Here is a 15,536-nt window from a genome sequence, read left to right as displayed (position 1 = left end):
TCTTCGCCAACCAAGGAGGTGGTCGCGCGTTATGGCAAAGATCAAAACTCGCGATCGCATTCTCGATACCAGCCTGGCGTTATTCAACGCCTTGGGTGAGCCGAATGTAACCACGCTGCTGATATCCGATGAACTGGACATCAGCCCGGGCAACCTTTACTACCACTTCAACAACAAAAGCGACATTGTCAGTGAACTGTTTGACGGCTTCGAGCTTCAGATGCACGACCTGCTGGCGGTGCCTGCAGACGTCAGCATAAGCCTGGACCAGCAAAATTTCTTTTTGCACCTGCTGTTCGAAGCGGTCGCCCGCTACCGTTTTCTGTATCAGGATCTTGTCAATGTGCTGTCGCGCCATCCCCGGCTACAGCCGAAATTTCGCAAAATATTGAAGCTGAAAAACACCGCGTTCCACACCATCTGCACCAGCTTCAGCGCCCAGGGGTTTATGACCATCGGCACCGAAGAGTTAGCGACTTTATGTGACCAGTTAACGCTAACCACATGTTATTGGAGCAGTTTTGATACGCTTTCACATCTTGATGATCGTAATGCGGTGGACCCCGGTCGCGGCGTATACCAGACCATGTGCCTGATGTTGCCTTACCTGGCCGAAGAAGAAAAAGAGCAGGCTTTGCTGATCAGCAGAAGCTATCTATAAAACAGTGGGGCTCTCTATAAAACAGTGGCGCTCTGGTGAGAGTGTCACTCTTCCTCATTATAGCCCGGCGTTAATTTCTTCAGGCGATCGAGTTCTGCTTCCAGACGCTCAACCCGCTTTTCCAACGTCATGACGTCTTCCTGCCGATACATCCCCAGGCGACGCAGAGCGCCAGATACCCGCTGATCGAACAAATGCTCGAGCTTATCCCAGGTGCCTGTGGCGCGCTCACGTACGCCCTCTACCCGGTCTTCCACCGACTTCAGTTGTTTCTCGACCACACCGCGGGTGCGGTTTTCCATCTGTTCGCCTTCCTGCACCAGGCGTTCGAAAAAACGACCTGTATCTTCTTCGGCCTTGTTGAAGGCGCCTAACCCTGCCAACCAGATCTGTCGTGCCGAATCCTTTATTCTGCCCGGCAGTTGGGCATCGGAATCCTTTATTTTGTCCGGCAGTTGGGCGTCCGCGTCCGTATCTTTGTCGTGTTCATCGGTCATGGCAAAACCTCCAGGCAGGCGCCGAAGCGCGAGTTACAGCAAGGCTCCCATTGTATTACAGCCGGCGCCCGATTGCAGTGGAGGCTTTCTTTTGCATGTTCGCCGCGGTATGCGATTATGTGGGCTTGTTTCCAAACTCGATTCCGGGAGATAAAGCGATGGACCTCAGAAAAATTAATGACCGTATTTCGGTAGCACCTCAGATTCAGATAGCCGACTTACCCGCCATAGCTGGCCTGGGTTTCAAAACCCTGGTCGCCAATCGCCCGGATGGCGAAGAACCTGGCCAGCCGCTTATGGCGGACATCGAAAAAGCCGCGAGTGAACATGGCCTAAAGTGGGTATACATGCCGGTAGCCTCTGGCGACATCAGCGATGATGACGTGGAACGCTTTGGCGAAATGATCCACACAGCCGACGCCCCCGTACTGGCTTTCTGCCGTTCCGGAACTCGCTGTACTGTTCTGTGGGCGCTCAGTTCGGCTGGTGAGACCCCGGCAAAGGAAATATTCGAAAAGGCCCGAAGCGCTGGCTACGACATCAGCGGAATTGCGCCGCGGCTGGCTCAGCAGGCTCAGAAAAAGCGCTAATAAGCCGACACCCCCAATCGCACAGGCAATCAGTCAGGATTCATTCATGCAATTTAAAGGTTCCGAAAACTTCCGCCACAACCAGCCGGAACGCCTGGGCGTGCTGGTTACCAATTTGGGAACACCCGATGCCCCAACCCCCTCGGCGCTGCGGCGCTATCTGGGGGAATTTCTGTGGGACCCTCGCGTAGTGGAAGTGCCCCGTCCTTTATGGTGGCTGATTTTGCACGGCGTTATCCTGCGCATTCGCCCGTCACGCAGTGCCAAAGCCTACGCCGGCGTGTGGCAGCCAGAAGGCTCGCCGTTAATGATACACACGGCCAACCAGGCCAGCGCCATTAGCGAAGAGCTCAAAGCCCGTTATGGCGACAATGTGGTGGTGGAGTTTGCCATGCGCTATGGCAACCCATCCGTGGCCAGCGCACTGGACGAAATGCAACGGCAAGGCGTGCGCAAAATGCTGGTACTGCCCCTGTACCCGCAATACTCCGCGTCGACGTCAGCCTCCACCTTTGACGCCATCGCCCAAGATTTTGCCAAGCGCCGCTGGCTGCCAGATTTTCGTTTTATCTCTCACTACCACGATTTTCCGCCGTATATTGAAGCCATGGCCGAGCTTATCGAAGCCCATTGGGCAGAGCACGGGCGCAAACAGAAGCTGATGCTGTCTTACCACGGCGTGCCGAAGAAATACCTGACCAAAGGCGACCCTTACCACTGCGAATGCCACAAAACATCGCGCTTGCTGGCCGAGCGTCTGGGCCTGGCAAAAGATGACTACATGACCACCTTCCAGTCAAGATTTGGCCGTGAAGAGTGGCTGAAGCCCTATACCGACGAAACCCTGAAGTCGCTTCCCGGTCAGGGTGTCAAATCCGTGGATGTATTCTGCCCGGGGTTTTCTTCAGATTGTCTGGAAACGGTAGAAGAAATCGACGAAGAAAACCGCGAATACTTTATGGAATCCGGCGGAGAAGCGTTTAATTACGTTACGGCATTGAACGCAACGCAGGGACACATTGATGCGTTGGTCGCCCTGATCGAGCAGAATATTCAAGGCTGGCAAATACCGCAGAACAATCCGGAACAGCTGGCTCAGCGCCAGGCCCTGGCCGATGCGCAGCAGGCAGCTGTGTACCCCCACGAAACGACAAAACTGTAGAGTTTGTAGCGCTAGGCTTCCGTTATACCCGGGGACAGATTTCAAATCTGTCCCCTTATTAATCTGCCCCCTTACTCCTATTCAACTGTCCCCGTCATTTCACCTGTGTCAGAATCTTCAGCATATGCTAAGAGACCAACACCATGGTATCCGTCAAATCGCTACACGGCTCGGCCCAACTGCTTCTGGATGTGGCTGGTGGCGTTACCCGCATAGCCGAACGGACACATCGCACCATAGTCCGCGAGATAAACCCGTTAAACCGGCTGCGTGACGTTGCAGGAGTGCCCTCTAAGGAACGGGAGGGCCACACATATCAGTTTATCCAGTCAACCATGTCTTCATTGCAACAAGGCTTGCATCGATCCCTTGACGGGTTCTCAGCGGATGACGAGCCCTCACACTCGGCACAAAGCGAGAAAGTCGGAGCTGCGTTGAATGGTGTCTGCGGTGATCACCTCGAAGCCAGTAACAATCCCCTCGCGATTACCATGCATTTCAGAGGTAGCCAGGGCGCTAGACTAAAACCTGACTCAGAAAGCGTCGGCGCCATGTTTCCCGACGCCAGTCCGCGCATCGTGGTACTGGTTCACGGCTTGTGCCTGTCGCACGAGTACTGGAAAGGCGACGAAAAAGCGGATTTGGGTATCGAACTGCAGCGAGCCCATGGCTTCACGCCCCTGTACCTCAACTACAACACGGGCAGGCATATTTCCAGTAACGGCAGGGAGTTAAGCGAACATCTTCAGGTATTAATAGATGCCTGGCCGGTCGAAGTTGAAGAGATGGTTCTGATTGGCCACAGCATGGGCGGGCTGGTTATCCGCAGCGCCTGCTGGTATGGCAGCGAACTAACATTACCCTGGACCAATCTGGTCAAAAAAGCGCTTTACCTCGGCTCACCCCATCACGGCGCCGCTCTGGCCAAAGCCGGGCATTTACTCACCTTCATCATGCATAAGTTCCGCTACGCCAGCCCCTTTGCGCTTGCGCAACATACCAGCGCCGGCATCAAAGACCTGCGCTATGGAAATTTGCTTGACGATGACTGGGAAGGTATCGATCAGGATGAGTTTCACCCAGACATCCGCAAGCCAGTTCCGCTTCTAAAGGGCGCCCGGCACTATTTCCTGGCCGCCACCATTGGCGATCACCCAACAGACTTTTCCAGCATCATGGTGGGAGACCTTCTGGTGCGGCTGGATAGCGCAAAGGGGCATCATTCTGATGATTTGAAGAAGTTGCGAATACACCCCGAAGACTGCCGGGTGTTTGAAAAATTGAATCATCTGGCGTTGCTCGACAACAAAGTCGTGCATGACCAGATATTGGAATGGCTGGCCTGATGAAACGGGGATAGATTCAGGAAAACATCGACACCGGGGACGGATTTCAAATCCGTCCTCTTTCTTTAAATTTGGGGACAGATTTTAAATCTGTCCCCTTTCTTTAAATCTGTCCCCTCACCCCTACTCTTCGTAAATCATCTTTCGCACCATGCCGCCATCCACCACGATGTTTTGCCCAGTGATGAACCCGGCTTGAGGGGAAATCAGATAATGCACCATCGCCGCGATATCGTCGGGTTTACCGACTCTGCCTGCGGGATGCTGGGCGTGGTCCCGTGCGCTCAGGGGCTCGGGTTCCTTGCCTGCCTCTGGCTCGCGGGTATCTATCCACCCCGGGCTGATGCAGTTGACTCGCACCTTCGGCCCCAGGCTGACAGCAAGAGCGTGGGTCAGGGCCACCAATCCGCCCTTGGTGGCAGCGTAAGCTTCGGTATTGGCTTCAGACTGCACAGCCCTAGTAGAGGCAATGTTGATGATAGCTCCCCGGGTAAGGCGCAGGTGCGGTACTGAGTGTTTCGCCATTAGAAAGGGACCGGTCAGGTTTACATCCAGTCGTTTCTGCCATTCCGCCAACGACAGATCTTCCACCGCGCCGGTCACAGGGTCGGCCAGGCCGGCGTTATTCACCAGCGCATCCAGCCGACTTCCCCAGCTTATAAGCTGACGCAACGCCAACTTGACGTCGCCCTCATCTGCCACATTGCAGCGCACGTAAAGCAGATTAGTGGGATCCCCAAACGCTGCGGAAATATCATTCGCGGCAGTGTCATCCAGATCGAAAAAAGCGACGCGCCAATTCTGTTTCAGCAGATACGCCACTATGCCCCGGCCAATGCCATGAGCTCCACCGGTCACCAAGGCAACATTTCGATTATCAGACATCGGCCAGACTCCTTCGGAAACATAAGCGGAATACCCTGGCAGGGGCTAATAGATCTGTCCAGTTCACGTCCAGTGTATAACCGCATCGCTGTAAGACAGCCGAAAAAATAAGAAAACCAGGGCAGAAATTCAAACGTATTTATAGGATAGGTCGCAATTATGGACCAAAGGAATCTTTTTTCGGGGAATATAGGCTTGGGAAGAAAGTGGCGGTGGGTCAGGGATTCGAACCCCGGGAAGGCTATTAACCTTCGGCGGTTTTCAAGACCGCTGCATTAAACCACTCTGCCAACCCACCATATTCTTCCACTGCTGCCTAACGACAGCCGGAGGAATGATACCGGAATTCTTATCTCTGTCAACGCTCTGCACAAAATTCAGCGCTAGAAACTGAAAAAATCAGCTCCAAAGTTAGACCAAAGCTACGACAGACTTAAACCAGATTTACGAAATTAGTTAAACAAGCGTTACGTCAACTTAATGAAATTTTTTAAGCTTGCGATTGTCACAGTAGTTACCGAAAAACCCGACAAAATTAACCGCTTAATGATTGAAAGTTGTGAAATCGACATTATTATAGACTACAGTATGCAATCTTTTGACATAGCACTTAACCATTTTGAATAACACAGTTGGTTTGGAAAGCACCCAGTCGCTTTAAACGGAGATGACAATGGAAAACAGACAGTACAACGTTAAGCAGAGCACTGGCGACAAGATTGCCCGTGGGTCCGCGACCGCACCTATCAGTGCTTCAGCGACCAAGGTTCTGCGCAACACTTACACGCTGCTGGCAATGACGCTGGCGTTCAGTGCGGTGATGGCAGCCGTTGCAATGTCGATCGGTCTGGGTCGGGGCGCAAGCCTTATGTGTAGCCTTGGCGCGCTGGGGCTGATTTGGTTTGTGTTACCACGCACCGCTAACAGCTCTGCGGGTATTGCGGTCGTATTCGCTTTCACCGGGTTGCTTGGCCTCTCACTCGGCCCAACTTTGCTGTACTACCTCCAGTTCTCTAATGGCGGGCAGATTGTTACCCAGGCTCTTGGCGGAACCGCGCTGGTGTTCTTCGCTCTTTCTGGCTACGTTCTGACCACCAAAAAAGATTTCAGCTTCATGCGTGGCATGTTGGTCGCGGGCTTGGTTGTGGTACTTATCGCGATGGTAGGTGGCATAGTAGCCAGCATGTTTGGCGTTGAGATAACGGCCTTCAGCCTCGCTCTTAGCGCTGCTATCGTGCTGCTGATGTCAGGCTTCATTCTGTACGACACAAGCCGTATCGTTAACGGTGGCGAAACCAACTACATCATGGCAACTACCGGGCTGTACCTGAACATCTACAACCTGTTTTTGGCCTTGCTGCACCTGCTGGGCGCATTCGGTGGTAACGACTGATTTAATCTGGTTTTAACGTAACCCGAAGCCCCGGCACTTGCCGGGGTTTTTGTTTTCAGACAAGATTCCCAACATGACTGACATTTCTCTTCAAACCTACACACTGGTTATAACTGGAGCCCCCTACTCATCCCAGGCCCCTCAAACTGCGCTGGACTTTGCCCGTGCGGCCGTCGCCGCAGGCCACCAGATTGATCGTGTCTTTCTCTACGGCGATGGCGTTCACCTTGCCTCGGCCCTGATATGCCCGCCCTCTGACGAGCCCCACTGGCCTCGCCTGTGGTCTGAGTTCCTGGCGGAGCACCGGATCCCAGCCGTAGCCTGTGTCGCCTCGGCGCTACGCCGTGGCCTCATCGACAGCGGCGAGCAACAGCGTTACGAGTTATCCGCACACAACATAAGGGCACCGTTTGAAATCACCGGGCTGGGCGAATGGGTGGAAGCCGGCACTTGCAGTAAAGTCATCTACTTTCACAGCGGGGCCTGATCATGACTGTGTTAATTGTGATTGACCAAGCGCCTTATGGCAGCTGGAGCGGGCGCGAAGGCCTGGACATGGCGTTCTCACTTGCGGCTTTTGACCAAAGCTGCGCTCTGTTGTTCAGCGGTGCCGGTGTAAACTGGCTTCGCACGGGGCAGCAACCCGACGGCCTTGGCCAAAAGTCCGTAGCACAAAATCTGGGCGCGGCGGCCATTTTTGGCGTTGAGGCTCTGTATGCCGATACCCAGGCTTGCCAACGTTACGGTCTGGCAGATGACGTTATAATTGCTGGCGTAACCCTGATAGCACCTGACCAGGCGTTCATGAAGGGCTTCGAAAAAGTGACTTTCGCCGGCTGACGGGCGGCGACCAACACCTGCCCCATTCGCGAAGTGATCAACCGCCTGTTAGGGCGAAAACCATTGGACCACCTTATGAACCAGTCTGTTGCAGACTTACCCACCCACATTCACACCCTGCACATACTGAATAAAACGGCGGAGCATCCCAGGGCTGCGCAGTGCCTTGCAACGTTGGACATCTCAGACACGGTACTGCTGATTGAAAACGCGGTGTTAAGCGCGCCTGAAGTTGCTGCTGTGGCGCCCTGCCCGGTGTTCATGCTGGCCGCCGACGCCCGCGCCCGCGGCCTGGTTCCCAAATCTGGGGCGGGCACCGAAGCGACGGGAGCTACACCACAGATAGGCTACGAGCAAATGGTGCAATTGAGCGCTTTGGCCACACGCATCATCAGCTGGTGAGATTATGACGAACATGGGAAACATGCCAACACGTAACAATGAAGGTTTTCTGGAAGATGCCCATAGCTGGACATCGCAGATAGCTGAGCAAATAGCCGCGGACAACGGTCTGGAACTGTCGCCAGCTCATTGGGAAATTGTGCAGTTTTTACGGAACTTTTATCAGCAGCACGCCATGTCACCGCCTTCAAACCGGCTATTTGTAAAGGCGGTAAAAGAAGCTCTGGGTGAAGACAAAGGCAACAGCATTTACCTGATGCTGCTGTTCCCCGGCACTCCGGCCAAAAGCGCTTGCCGCGTTGCGGGTTTGCCAAGGCCTACTAATTGTTTGTAGCGGGGCAGACAAACTGAGGACGGATTTTTGAGGCCGCGAACATGAAGCCGGGGACAGATTTGAAATCTGTCCCCTATGTTGGGCGAACGCTGTTATTGATAGTACGCGTTTTCAGTCACGGTGTGATCAGTCACATCGCGCACGGCGGATATTTCCGGCACTCGCTCTTTCAAGGTGGTTTCAACACCCTGCTTCAGCGTGAGGCTAACCGCAGAGCAGCCCTGACAGCCGCCGCCAAAACGCAGTACCACGATGGAGTCGTCGATTATTTCAACCAGCGACACTTCACCGCCGTGGGACGCCAGGCCGGGATTGATTTCCGACGCAAGAATGTAATTCACCCGATCTGGCAGGGGCGCGTTTTCATCGACATTGGAAACCTTGGCGTTCGGCGCCTTGATTGTCAGCTGACCGCCCATTTGATCCTTGGAATAATCCACGTAAGCTTCTTCCAAAAATGGCACAGAAGCATGGTCCAGATACAAAGTGAACTTTTCCAGATCGAACTGCTCGTCCGTCGGCACAATTTCATTAGGCGGACAGTAAGCAAGACAGGTTTCGGCATTTTTGGTGCCGGGCTGGGTGACGAAAATGCGCACACCCATACCTTTAACGTCCTGTTTTGAAATCAGTTCCGCAAGATAATCCCGCGCGGGATCGGTCACAGTTACCACGGACATATTCTTAACTCGCTTTAGAATTTGAGACTATTTTACGGCAGATGACGGCAACATGAAAGACCAACCAAATTGGTTGGTCTTTATGCGGTATAATGACTTTCCGCTATTGCTCCAGTGTGGATTATCCAGCGTATGAACTACGCCAGAGGCGCTGAATTTGCTATTATTTGCCGCCGAATATTAACGACAACGCTTTAGCGCCACTTTTACAGCGCTCAGTAGCCAGTAATGCCCGTGCCTGTTTTAAAACAATCGACGAAAGAGAAACCCATGACTGACCGCACCACCCGCCTGAAACAACTGCACCAAGCCCTTAAAGAACGCATTGTAATTCTGGACGGCGGCATGGGCACCATGATCCAGCAACTGAAGTTGGACGAAGCGGCATTTCGGGGTGAACGATTTGCCAATTACGCGAGCGATCTGCAGGGCAACAACGACCTGCTGAACCTGACCCAGCCCGCGCTTATGCGCAATATTCACGCGGATTACATGGATGCGGGCGCAGACATCATTGAAACCAACACATTCAACTCTTCACGTCTGTCGCAAGCGGATTATGGCTTAGAAGACATCGCCAAAGAGCTGAACGTGGCTGGCGCGCGAATGGCGCGGGAAATCGCCGACGAGTTTACTGCCAAAAACCCCGCGAAACCGCGCTTTGTGGCCGGCGCTGTGGGCCCTACGTCGCGCACCGCCTCGCTTTCACCGCAGGTGAATAACCCGGGCTATCGCAACGTGGACTTCCAGGGCCTGGTGGACAACTACTATGAAGCGGTAGAAGGGTTGGTTGAAGGCGGCTGCGACCTGATTCTAATCGAGACCATTTTCGACACCCTGAACGCTAAAGCTGCCATTTACGCCACCCAGCAATATTTTGAAGACAGCGGTATTGAACTGCCAATCATGATTTCCGGCACTATTACCGATGCCTCCGGGCGCACTCTTTCCGGTCAGACCACCGAGGCTTTCTGGAACTCCATTGCCCATGCGAAGCCCATCTCGGTCGGCCTGAACTGCGCCCTGGGCGCCGACGCCCTGCGGCCGTACGTGGAAGAGTTGTCCGCGAAAGCGGATACCTATGTCAGCGCCCACCCCAACGCCGGTCTGCCCAACGAATTTGGTGAGTATGACCAGACCCCGGAGGAAATGGCAGACATCATCGAAGGTTTTGCCCGCGACGGTTTTCTTAACATCATCGGCGGTTGCTGCGGTTCGCGCCCGGACCATATTGAAGCCATCGCTAACGCGGTCGCTAAATATCCGCCGCGAAAAATCGCACAGCCCAAACCTGCACTGCGCCTGTCGGGCCTTGAACCGTTTACTGGTGATGAACACACCCTGTTCATCAATGTGGGTGAGCGTACCAACGTCACCGGTTCCAAGCGTTTTTTACGCCTGATCAAAGAAGAGCGCTACGAAGAGGCTCTAAGCGTGGCCCGAGACCAGGTTGAGAATGGCGCGCAAATCATTGATATCAACATGGACGAAGGCATGTTGGAATCCAAAGAAGTGATGGTCACTTTTTTGAACCTGGTGGCTTCAGAACCCGACATCTGCCGCGTACCCATCATGATTGACTCCTCCAAGTGGGAAGTCATCGAAGCCGGTTTGCGCTGTATTCAGGGCAAGGCGGTGGTGAACTCCATCAGCCTGAAAGAAGGCGAGGAAGAATTCCTCAAGCGCGCCCGAGACTGCATGCGTTACGGCGCCGCGGTGGTGGTTATGGCGTTTGATGAACAAGGCCAGGCTGATACCTTCAAGCGTAAAACCGACATCTGCAAACGCTCTTACGACGCGCTCGTAAGCATCGGTTTTAAACCCGGCGACATCATTTTTGACCCGAATATTTTTGCCATTGCCACCGGCATTGAAGAGCACAACAACTACGCGGTAGATTTCATCAACGCCTGCCGCTGGATTCGCGCCAACCTGCCCCACGCCTCGATTTCCGGCGGCGTCAGTAACGTGTCTTTCTCATTCCGCGGCAACGACGTGGTGCGCGAAACCATCCATTCGGTGTTCTTGTACCACGCTATTAAAGCCGGCCTGAATATGGGCATCGTCAACCCCGGACAACTGGTGATTTACGACGACATTGAGGCGGAACTGAAAGAAGCCGTAGAAGATGTGGTGTTGAATCGCCGCGAAGATTCTACCGACCGCCTGCTGGAACTTGCCGAGCGCTTCAAAGGCCAGGGCGTAAAAACCCCGGAAGAAGATCTGGCTTGGCGTGATCTGCCGGTCAAAAAACGCCTTGAACACGCTTTGGTGAAAGGCATCACCAGCCACATCATTGAAGACACCGAAGCCTGCCGGCAAGAAGCAGATCGCCCCATCCACGTGATTGAAGGCCCGTTGATGGACGGCATGAATGTGGTCGGCGACCTGTTCAGCGACGGTAAAATGTTCCTGCCTCAGGTGGTCAAAAGCGCCCGTGTTATGAAGCAGGCCGTGGCCCACCTGATTCCATTTATTGAGGCGGAGAAATCCGAAGACCAACAGGCCAAAGGCAAAATCCTGATGGCCACGGTGAAGGGCGATGTGCACGACATCGGAAAAAACATTGTGGGCGTGGTGCTGCAATGCAACAACTACGAAGTGATCGACATGGGCGTTATGGTGCCCTGCGACAAGATTTTAGCCGCGGCGAAAGAGCACAATGTGGACATTATTGGCCTTAGCGGGCTGATCACGCCGTCATTGGATGAAATGGTGCACGTGGCGCGGGAGATGCAACGCCTGGATTTTCATCTGCCACTGATGATTGGCGGCGCCACTACCTCTAAAGCCCACACCGCAGTGAAAATTGAACCGCACTATAAAAACGACATCGCTCTGTATGTGTCAGACGCCTCGCGCTGCGTTAACGTGGCCTCAAAACTGCTGAGTAAAACCGCCAAACCGGACCTGGTAAAAGCGGCCCGGGCGGAATACGACGAAATCCGCGAACGCCGAAAAAGTCGAAGCGAGCGCACCAAGCTGGTGTCTTTGAAGGAAGCTCGTGATCGAGCACCCGAGATCGATTTTGACAACTACGTGCCGCCCAAGCCGGCTTTTTTGGGCGCGCGTGTGTTTGAAGAATATGACCTGAATGAGCTGGTGCCTTACATTGATTGGACACCGTTCTTTATTTCCTGGGATATGTCGGGCAAATACCCGCAGATTTTTGACGACCCTAAGCGCGGTGCGGTCGCTAAAACTCTGTTCGACGAAGCCCAGGTTATTCTTCGCAAAATGATTGATGAAAAGCGTGTAACCGCTTGTGGTATAGCCGGTTTTTGGCCGGCAAATCGTCGTGGTGATGACGTAGTGGTGTATACCGACGAGACCCGCACAGAAGAGTTGGCGGTGTTGCATCATCTGCGGCAGCAGGATGAAAAAGCACCCGGAAAGCCGATGATGGCGTTGTCAGATTTTATAGCGCCTAAAGACTATGAGCACCCTGATTACGTCGGCGGCTTTGCGGTGACCACCGGTATTGGCGCGGAAGAAATGTCTAATGAGTACAGAGACGCCAACGACGACTACAACGCCATTATGGTGAAAGCTCTGGCAGATCGTCTGGCCGAAGCCTTCGCTGAGCGTCTGCATGAGCGTGTGCGCAAAGAATTCTGGGGCTATGCTAATGACGAGAGCATGGACACCGCTGCGCTGATCAAGGAGCGCTACCAGGGCATTCGCCCTGCGCCTGGTTATCCTGCCTGCCCCGATCACATTGAAAAGGCCACGCTGTTTACCCTGCTGGACGCCACCGCCAAAACTGGCATCACCCTAACCGAGCACTTCGCCATGTTCCCGGCCGCCGCGGTCTCTGGCTGGTACTTTTCGCACCCGCAGTCCAAATACTTTGCCGTCGGCCGCATTGGCGTAGACCAAGTTGAAGACTATGCTGACCGTACTGGCCAAACAAAAGCGGAAGCCGAACGCTGGTTACAACCCAGCCTGGCGTACGACCCAGCGGAATAACACTCTTTACAACGCGCGCTCCCTGTGCACGCCGGGCAGCGCTACCGCTTTGGTGTTGGCGACATTCTGATGTGAACGGTGGAGACCGGTTATGAGCGAAAAAAGCAACAATGAGATAGCTCAGTCTGATAACAAAACGCGGCCACGGATGGGCTTATTGAAAGTAATGCAGAGCATTTTTGCGGGCGCGCTGGGGGTTCAGTCTACTAAGCGCCACGAGGAAGATTTTGCCAACCCAAGCCCTTGGGCTTACATTATTGGCGGGCTTTTATTTACTACCTTTTTTATTGGCGGTTTAATACTTCTGGTAAATGTGGTGCTGGCTAGCGCCTGACCGCCCAAACCCAGCACCCGTTTTATTGGCCAGAAACCCAGATGACCGCTAACGTGACCGCAAGTGTTATCAACACAACAGCCGCAACGGCGTCTACCAAACCATCACTACGTACAGATTTACTCATACCCGCTTCCTCGTGCTTAATTGAAAACAATTGCGCTTAGTTAAGCACGAATTGCGTAATCTGCCAATTTTCGGGTTAATTCAACCCGTGCTGCAGCACAATCTTACCGCTAGACTTAGCCGCCAAAAACGCTTCCAGTGCGCTGGCAAGATCATTGCGGCCAATTACCCTGGCCGACTTTTCCGTTTGCAGGCAGCGCCAGGGGCCGGCCAGTTTGTCCCAAATGGCTTGTTTGTCCGCCAGCGGAATTTCTACCGAGTCGACACCCAACAAGTTCACGCCGCGCAATATAAACGGCAGCACAGAGGTGGGCAATTCAATACCCGCCACCAGGCCGCAACAACTGACAGATCCGCCAGGTTTTACCTGCTTGAGAAGTTCGGCCAACGGCGCGCCACCGACGGTGTCCACCGCATTGGCAAACACCGGTTTTAACATCGGTTTTTTTTGCAACTCCAGTGCCTCACGGCCCAAAATTTCAGACGCACCCAGGGTACGTAACGTGTCTTCCTGCTCGGTTTTTCCGCTGATGGCCACCACGTCAAAACCCAGAACCGATAGAATTTCCACCGCCACGCTGCCTACAGCACCGCTGGCGCCCGAAACAGCAACTTTGCCCTGCGCGGGTGAAGCACCCATGGTTAGCAGCTTGTGAACGCTCAGGCCGGCCGTAAGCCCTGCGGTGCCATAGGTCATGGCGGTTTTTGCCATCCAGCCCTCAGGCATGGCAATACACCACGCTGCTGGCACGCAAATGTATTCGCCAAATCCGCCAGAAGTGTTCATGCCCAAATCGTAACCGGTCACCAGCACCTGGCTGCCTACACCCAGTACACCCGCAGGCGCACCAGCGGCTAACTCAACCACTTCACCCGCGGCATCAATACCGGGTGTGTGAGGGAACTGTCGGGTAACGCCTTTATTGCCGGAGGCAGACAACGCGTCTTTGTAGTTAAGTGATGAGTGGCTGACCCGGATCAGCACTTCGCCAGCCGGCAAATCGGCTGTACTCAGCGTCGTTTCGCAGCCGCGATAACCGCCATCCTGCTCGCTGACCTGCCAGGCCTGATAAGTCTGTCCGTTCTGCTGCGGGTTGCTCTTAGATTCACTCATTGACGACTCCTGGTTTTGGGCACTGCAGGGCATTAACGACAGAGCCTTTTTAATGCAAGTTCTGATTGCGAAACACACTTAGCAAGCGCCAAACCGTATGCTCAACGGCGGCACTGGCTGCCAGCCCGAGTTTTTCCGGTAATGTGCGTTTGCGTTGATACGACACCGACACCACCTCTGCGCGTTCTGCCGCTTCCAGCAAATACTCGTCTGAGGTTTGTATAACGTCAATCAGCTTTACGTCTAACGCACGGCGACCAAACCAGATATCACCGTTGGCAACCGCCGCCATGTCTAACTGGGGCCGGCGTTCGCCTACATAATCTTTGAACAGCTGATGGATGTCTTCAAGGTCTGCCAGAAATTTCTGACGGCCCTTATCGGTGTTTTCACCAAACATGGTCAATGTGCGTTTGTGCTCACCCGCAGTCAATACCTCAAAGTCTACGTTGTTCTTTTTCAGCAACCGGTGCACGTTGGGCAGTTGCGCCACCACGCCGATGGAACCCAGAATCGCAAACGGCGACGCCACAATGCGGTCAGCTACGCAGGCCATCATATAGCCACCGCTGGCGGCTACTTTGTCTACACACACGGTCAAATTCAGGCCTTTGGCGCGAATGCGGTCCAGCTGTGCTGCCGCCAGGCCGTAGGAATGCACCATGCCGCCGCCACTTTCCAGGCGCACCACCACTTCGTCATGCTCCGGCTTAGCCACACTGAGTACGGCGGTAATGGCACGGCGCAGGCCCTCGGTGTCACTGGCCTTTATGTCACCATCGAAATCCAGCACAAACACGCGTGTTTTGACTGCGTCGTCCGCGGTCTCGGCGGTGTCGCTTTTTGCGCTTTTCACTTTGGCTTTTACCTTTTCGGCTTTGCGCTCGGCTTTCTCTTCTTTTTTACGCAATTTGGCGAAGGCTTTGCGATCGAGGTCCGTCATCAAACGCGCTTCGATGCCCTCACGCAATTTACGATAGTTGTCATTAAGTTTGCGGATGCGCAGTTCACCGTCTTCGTGTTCACTGCTTTTCTCTCGCTGGGCAGCGGAGATAATCAGGGTAATAATCACCACCAAAGCCAGCACCAAGGTAACGGCCTTAGCAAGGAAAAGACCATAGTCTGCAAGGAATTCCAAAGGGTTTCTCCCGTAGGTTAAAATAAGCAAGCAAGTGTAACCCAGAGCTCATCGGGTGATAACCC

Annotated in this window: 16 protein-coding genes and 1 tRNA gene; 11 read left to right on the top strand and 6 right to left on the bottom strand. The window is 54.0% G+C overall.

Annotation, left to right across the window (positions count from 1 at the left end):
• Nucleotides 1-31 precede the first annotated feature (31 nt).
• Nucleotides 32-661 (top strand): TetR/AcrR family transcriptional regulator, encoded by a 630-nt coding sequence (locus MIH18_RS00705; RefSeq protein WP_249013632.1) that lies wholly within the window; start codon nucleotides 32-34, stop codon nucleotides 659-661.
• A 44-nt stretch (nucleotides 662-705) separates the two neighbouring features.
• On the opposite strand, the gene MIH18_RS00700 is transcribed toward MIH18_RS00705, so the two are convergent.
• Complete coding sequence (locus MIH18_RS00700) at nucleotides 706-1,158, bottom strand: phasin family protein (protein WP_249004996.1); 453 nt, start codon at nucleotides 1,156-1,158, stop codon at nucleotides 706-708.
• 158 nt (nucleotides 1,159-1,316) lie between these two features.
• Here MIH18_RS00700 and MIH18_RS00695 point away from each other — a divergent pair, with 158 nt between their 5' ends.
• The 3 genes from MIH18_RS00695 to MIH18_RS00685 all read left to right on the top strand — a co-directional run bounded on the left by MIH18_RS00695 (nucleotide 1,317) and on the right by MIH18_RS00685 (nucleotide 4,256).
• The gene (locus MIH18_RS00695; RefSeq protein ID WP_249013631.1) at nucleotides 1,317-1,748 is read left to right on the top strand and encodes a TIGR01244 family sulfur transferase; all 432 of its coding nucleotides are present in this window, start codon (nucleotides 1,317-1,319) and stop codon (nucleotides 1,746-1,748) included.
• A gap of 46 nt (nucleotides 1,749-1,794) precedes the next feature.
• The gene (gene hemH, locus MIH18_RS00690) at nucleotides 1,795-2,910 is read left to right on the top strand and encodes a ferrochelatase (RefSeq protein WP_249013630.1); all 1,116 of its coding nucleotides are present in this window, start codon (nucleotides 1,795-1,797) and stop codon (nucleotides 2,908-2,910) included.
• Between the two features lie 143 nt (nucleotides 2,911-3,053).
• Nucleotides 3,054-4,256, top strand: a complete 1,203-nt coding sequence (locus MIH18_RS00685; RefSeq protein ID WP_249013629.1) for a GPI inositol-deacylase — start codon at nucleotides 3,054-3,056, stop codon at nucleotides 4,254-4,256.
• Nucleotides 4,257-4,379: 123 nt separating this feature from the next.
• Here MIH18_RS00685 and MIH18_RS00680 read toward each other — a convergent pair whose 3' ends face one another.
• Both MIH18_RS00680 and MIH18_RS00675 read right to left on the bottom strand, forming a co-directional pair.
• The gene (locus MIH18_RS00680) at nucleotides 4,380-5,141 is read right to left on the bottom strand and encodes an SDR family oxidoreductase (protein WP_249013628.1); all 762 of its coding nucleotides are present in this window, start codon (nucleotides 5,139-5,141) and stop codon (nucleotides 4,380-4,382) included.
• Between the two features lie 207 nt (nucleotides 5,142-5,348).
• A tRNA-Ser gene (locus tag MIH18_RS00675) sits at nucleotides 5,349-5,439 on the bottom strand.
• Between the two features lie 375 nt (nucleotides 5,440-5,814).
• Here MIH18_RS00675 and MIH18_RS00670 point away from each other — a divergent pair.
• From MIH18_RS00670 to MIH18_RS00650, 5 genes are all read left to right on the top strand, one after another.
• Complete coding sequence (locus MIH18_RS00670) at nucleotides 5,815-6,534, top strand: Bax inhibitor-1/YccA family protein (protein WP_249005001.1); 720 nt, start codon at nucleotides 5,815-5,817, stop codon at nucleotides 6,532-6,534.
• Between the two features lie 73 nt (nucleotides 6,535-6,607).
• The gene (gene tusD / locus MIH18_RS00665) at nucleotides 6,608-7,021 is read left to right on the top strand and encodes a sulfurtransferase complex subunit TusD (protein WP_249013627.1); all 414 of its coding nucleotides are present in this window, start codon (nucleotides 6,608-6,610) and stop codon (nucleotides 7,019-7,021) included.
• A 2-nt stretch (nucleotides 7,022-7,023) separates the two neighbouring features.
• Nucleotides 7,024-7,374 carry a DsrE family protein gene (locus MIH18_RS00660; RefSeq protein WP_249013626.1) on the top strand — a complete coding sequence of 117 codons (351 nt, stop codon included), beginning with the start codon at nucleotides 7,024-7,026 and terminating at the stop codon, nucleotides 7,372-7,374.
• A gap of 75 nt (nucleotides 7,375-7,449) precedes the next feature.
• On the top strand, nucleotides 7,450-7,776 hold the full coding sequence (locus tag MIH18_RS00655; protein ID WP_249013625.1) for a DsrH/TusB family sulfur metabolism protein: 327 nt from the start codon (nucleotides 7,450-7,452) through the stop codon (nucleotides 7,774-7,776).
• A 13-nt stretch (nucleotides 7,777-7,789) separates the two neighbouring features.
• The gene (locus MIH18_RS00650; protein WP_249014582.1) at nucleotides 7,790-8,110 is read left to right on the top strand and encodes a TusE/DsrC/DsvC family sulfur relay protein; all 321 of its coding nucleotides are present in this window, start codon (nucleotides 7,790-7,792) and stop codon (nucleotides 8,108-8,110) included.
• 92 nt (nucleotides 8,111-8,202) lie between these two features.
• Here the strand turns inward: MIH18_RS00650 and nfuA are convergent, their stop codons facing one another.
• Nucleotides 8,203-8,790, bottom strand: coding sequence for a Fe-S biogenesis protein NfuA (nfuA, locus tag MIH18_RS00645; RefSeq protein WP_249013624.1), 588 nt, complete (start codon nucleotides 8,788-8,790; stop codon nucleotides 8,203-8,205).
• A gap of 270 nt (nucleotides 8,791-9,060) precedes the next feature.
• On the opposite strand from nfuA, the gene metH reads away from it, so the two are divergent.
• Nucleotides 9,061-12,759 (top strand): methionine synthase, encoded by a 3,699-nt coding sequence (gene metH / locus MIH18_RS00640; RefSeq protein WP_249013623.1) that lies wholly within the window; start codon nucleotides 9,061-9,063, stop codon nucleotides 12,757-12,759.
• 91 nt (nucleotides 12,760-12,850) lie between these two features.
• On the top strand, nucleotides 12,851-13,093 hold the full coding sequence (locus MIH18_RS00635; RefSeq protein WP_249013622.1) for a DUF2970 domain-containing protein: 243 nt from the start codon (nucleotides 12,851-12,853) through the stop codon (nucleotides 13,091-13,093).
• 202 nt (nucleotides 13,094-13,295) lie between these two features.
• Here MIH18_RS00635 and MIH18_RS00630 read toward each other — a convergent pair whose 3' ends face one another.
• Both MIH18_RS00630 and sohB read right to left on the bottom strand, forming a co-directional pair.
• Nucleotides 13,296-14,333, bottom strand: coding sequence for a YhdH/YhfP family quinone oxidoreductase (locus MIH18_RS00630; protein WP_249013621.1), 1,038 nt, complete (start codon nucleotides 14,331-14,333; stop codon nucleotides 13,296-13,298).
• Between the two features lie 49 nt (nucleotides 14,334-14,382).
• The gene (gene sohB, locus MIH18_RS00625) at nucleotides 14,383-15,471 is read right to left on the bottom strand and encodes a protease SohB (RefSeq protein WP_249013620.1); all 1,089 of its coding nucleotides are present in this window, start codon (nucleotides 15,469-15,471) and stop codon (nucleotides 14,383-14,385) included.
• Between the last annotated feature and the right edge of the window lie 65 nt (nucleotides 15,472-15,536).

Source organism: Marinobacter sp. M3C (assembly GCF_023311895.1).
GTDB lineage: Bacteria > Pseudomonadota > Gammaproteobacteria > Pseudomonadales > Oleiphilaceae > Marinobacter.
This window is presented reverse-complemented; position numbering and strand designations above follow the sequence as displayed.

Bases quoted from the DNA above. Each gene is read 5' to 3' on its own strand.
- metH (WP_249013623.1), top strand. From the start codon at position 9,061: ATGACTGACCGCACCACCCGCCTGAAACAACTGCACCAAGCCCTTAAA.
- MIH18_RS00655 (WP_249013625.1), top strand. From the start codon at position 7,450: ATGAACCAGTCTGTTGCAGACTTACCCACCCACATTCACACCCTGCAC.
- hemH (WP_249013630.1), top strand. From the start codon at position 1,795: ATGCAATTTAAAGGTTCCGAAAACTTCCGCCACAACCAGCCGGAACGC.
- MIH18_RS00635 (WP_249013622.1), top strand. From the start codon at position 12,851: ATGAGCGAAAAAAGCAACAATGAGATAGCTCAGTCTGATAACAAAACG.
- MIH18_RS00705 (WP_249013632.1), top strand. From the start codon at position 32: ATGGCAAAGATCAAAACTCGCGATCGCATTCTCGATACCAGCCTGGCG.
- MIH18_RS00685 (WP_249013629.1), top strand. From the start codon at position 3,054: ATGGTATCCGTCAAATCGCTACACGGCTCGGCCCAACTGCTTCTGGAT.
- nfuA (WP_249013624.1), bottom strand. From the start codon at position 8,790: ATGTCCGTGGTAACTGTGACCGATCCCGCGCGGGATTATCTTGCGGAA.
- MIH18_RS00670 (WP_249005001.1), top strand. From the start codon at position 5,815: ATGGAAAACAGACAGTACAACGTTAAGCAGAGCACTGGCGACAAGATT.
- MIH18_RS00630 (WP_249013621.1), bottom strand. From the start codon at position 14,333: ATGAGTGAATCTAAGAGCAACCCGCAGCAGAACGGACAGACTTATCAG.
- MIH18_RS00660 (WP_249013626.1), top strand. From the start codon at position 7,024: ATGACTGTGTTAATTGTGATTGACCAAGCGCCTTATGGCAGCTGGAGC.
- MIH18_RS00695 (WP_249013631.1), top strand. From the start codon at position 1,317: ATGGACCTCAGAAAAATTAATGACCGTATTTCGGTAGCACCTCAGATT.
- tusD (WP_249013627.1), top strand. From the start codon at position 6,608: ATGACTGACATTTCTCTTCAAACCTACACACTGGTTATAACTGGAGCC.
- MIH18_RS00680 (WP_249013628.1), bottom strand. From the start codon at position 5,141: ATGTCTGATAATCGAAATGTTGCCTTGGTGACCGGTGGAGCTCATGGC.
- MIH18_RS00650 (WP_249014582.1), top strand. From the start codon at position 7,790: ATGGGAAACATGCCAACACGTAACAATGAAGGTTTTCTGGAAGATGCC.
- MIH18_RS00700 (WP_249004996.1), bottom strand. From the start codon at position 1,158: ATGACCGATGAACACGACAAAGATACGGACGCGGACGCCCAACTGCCG.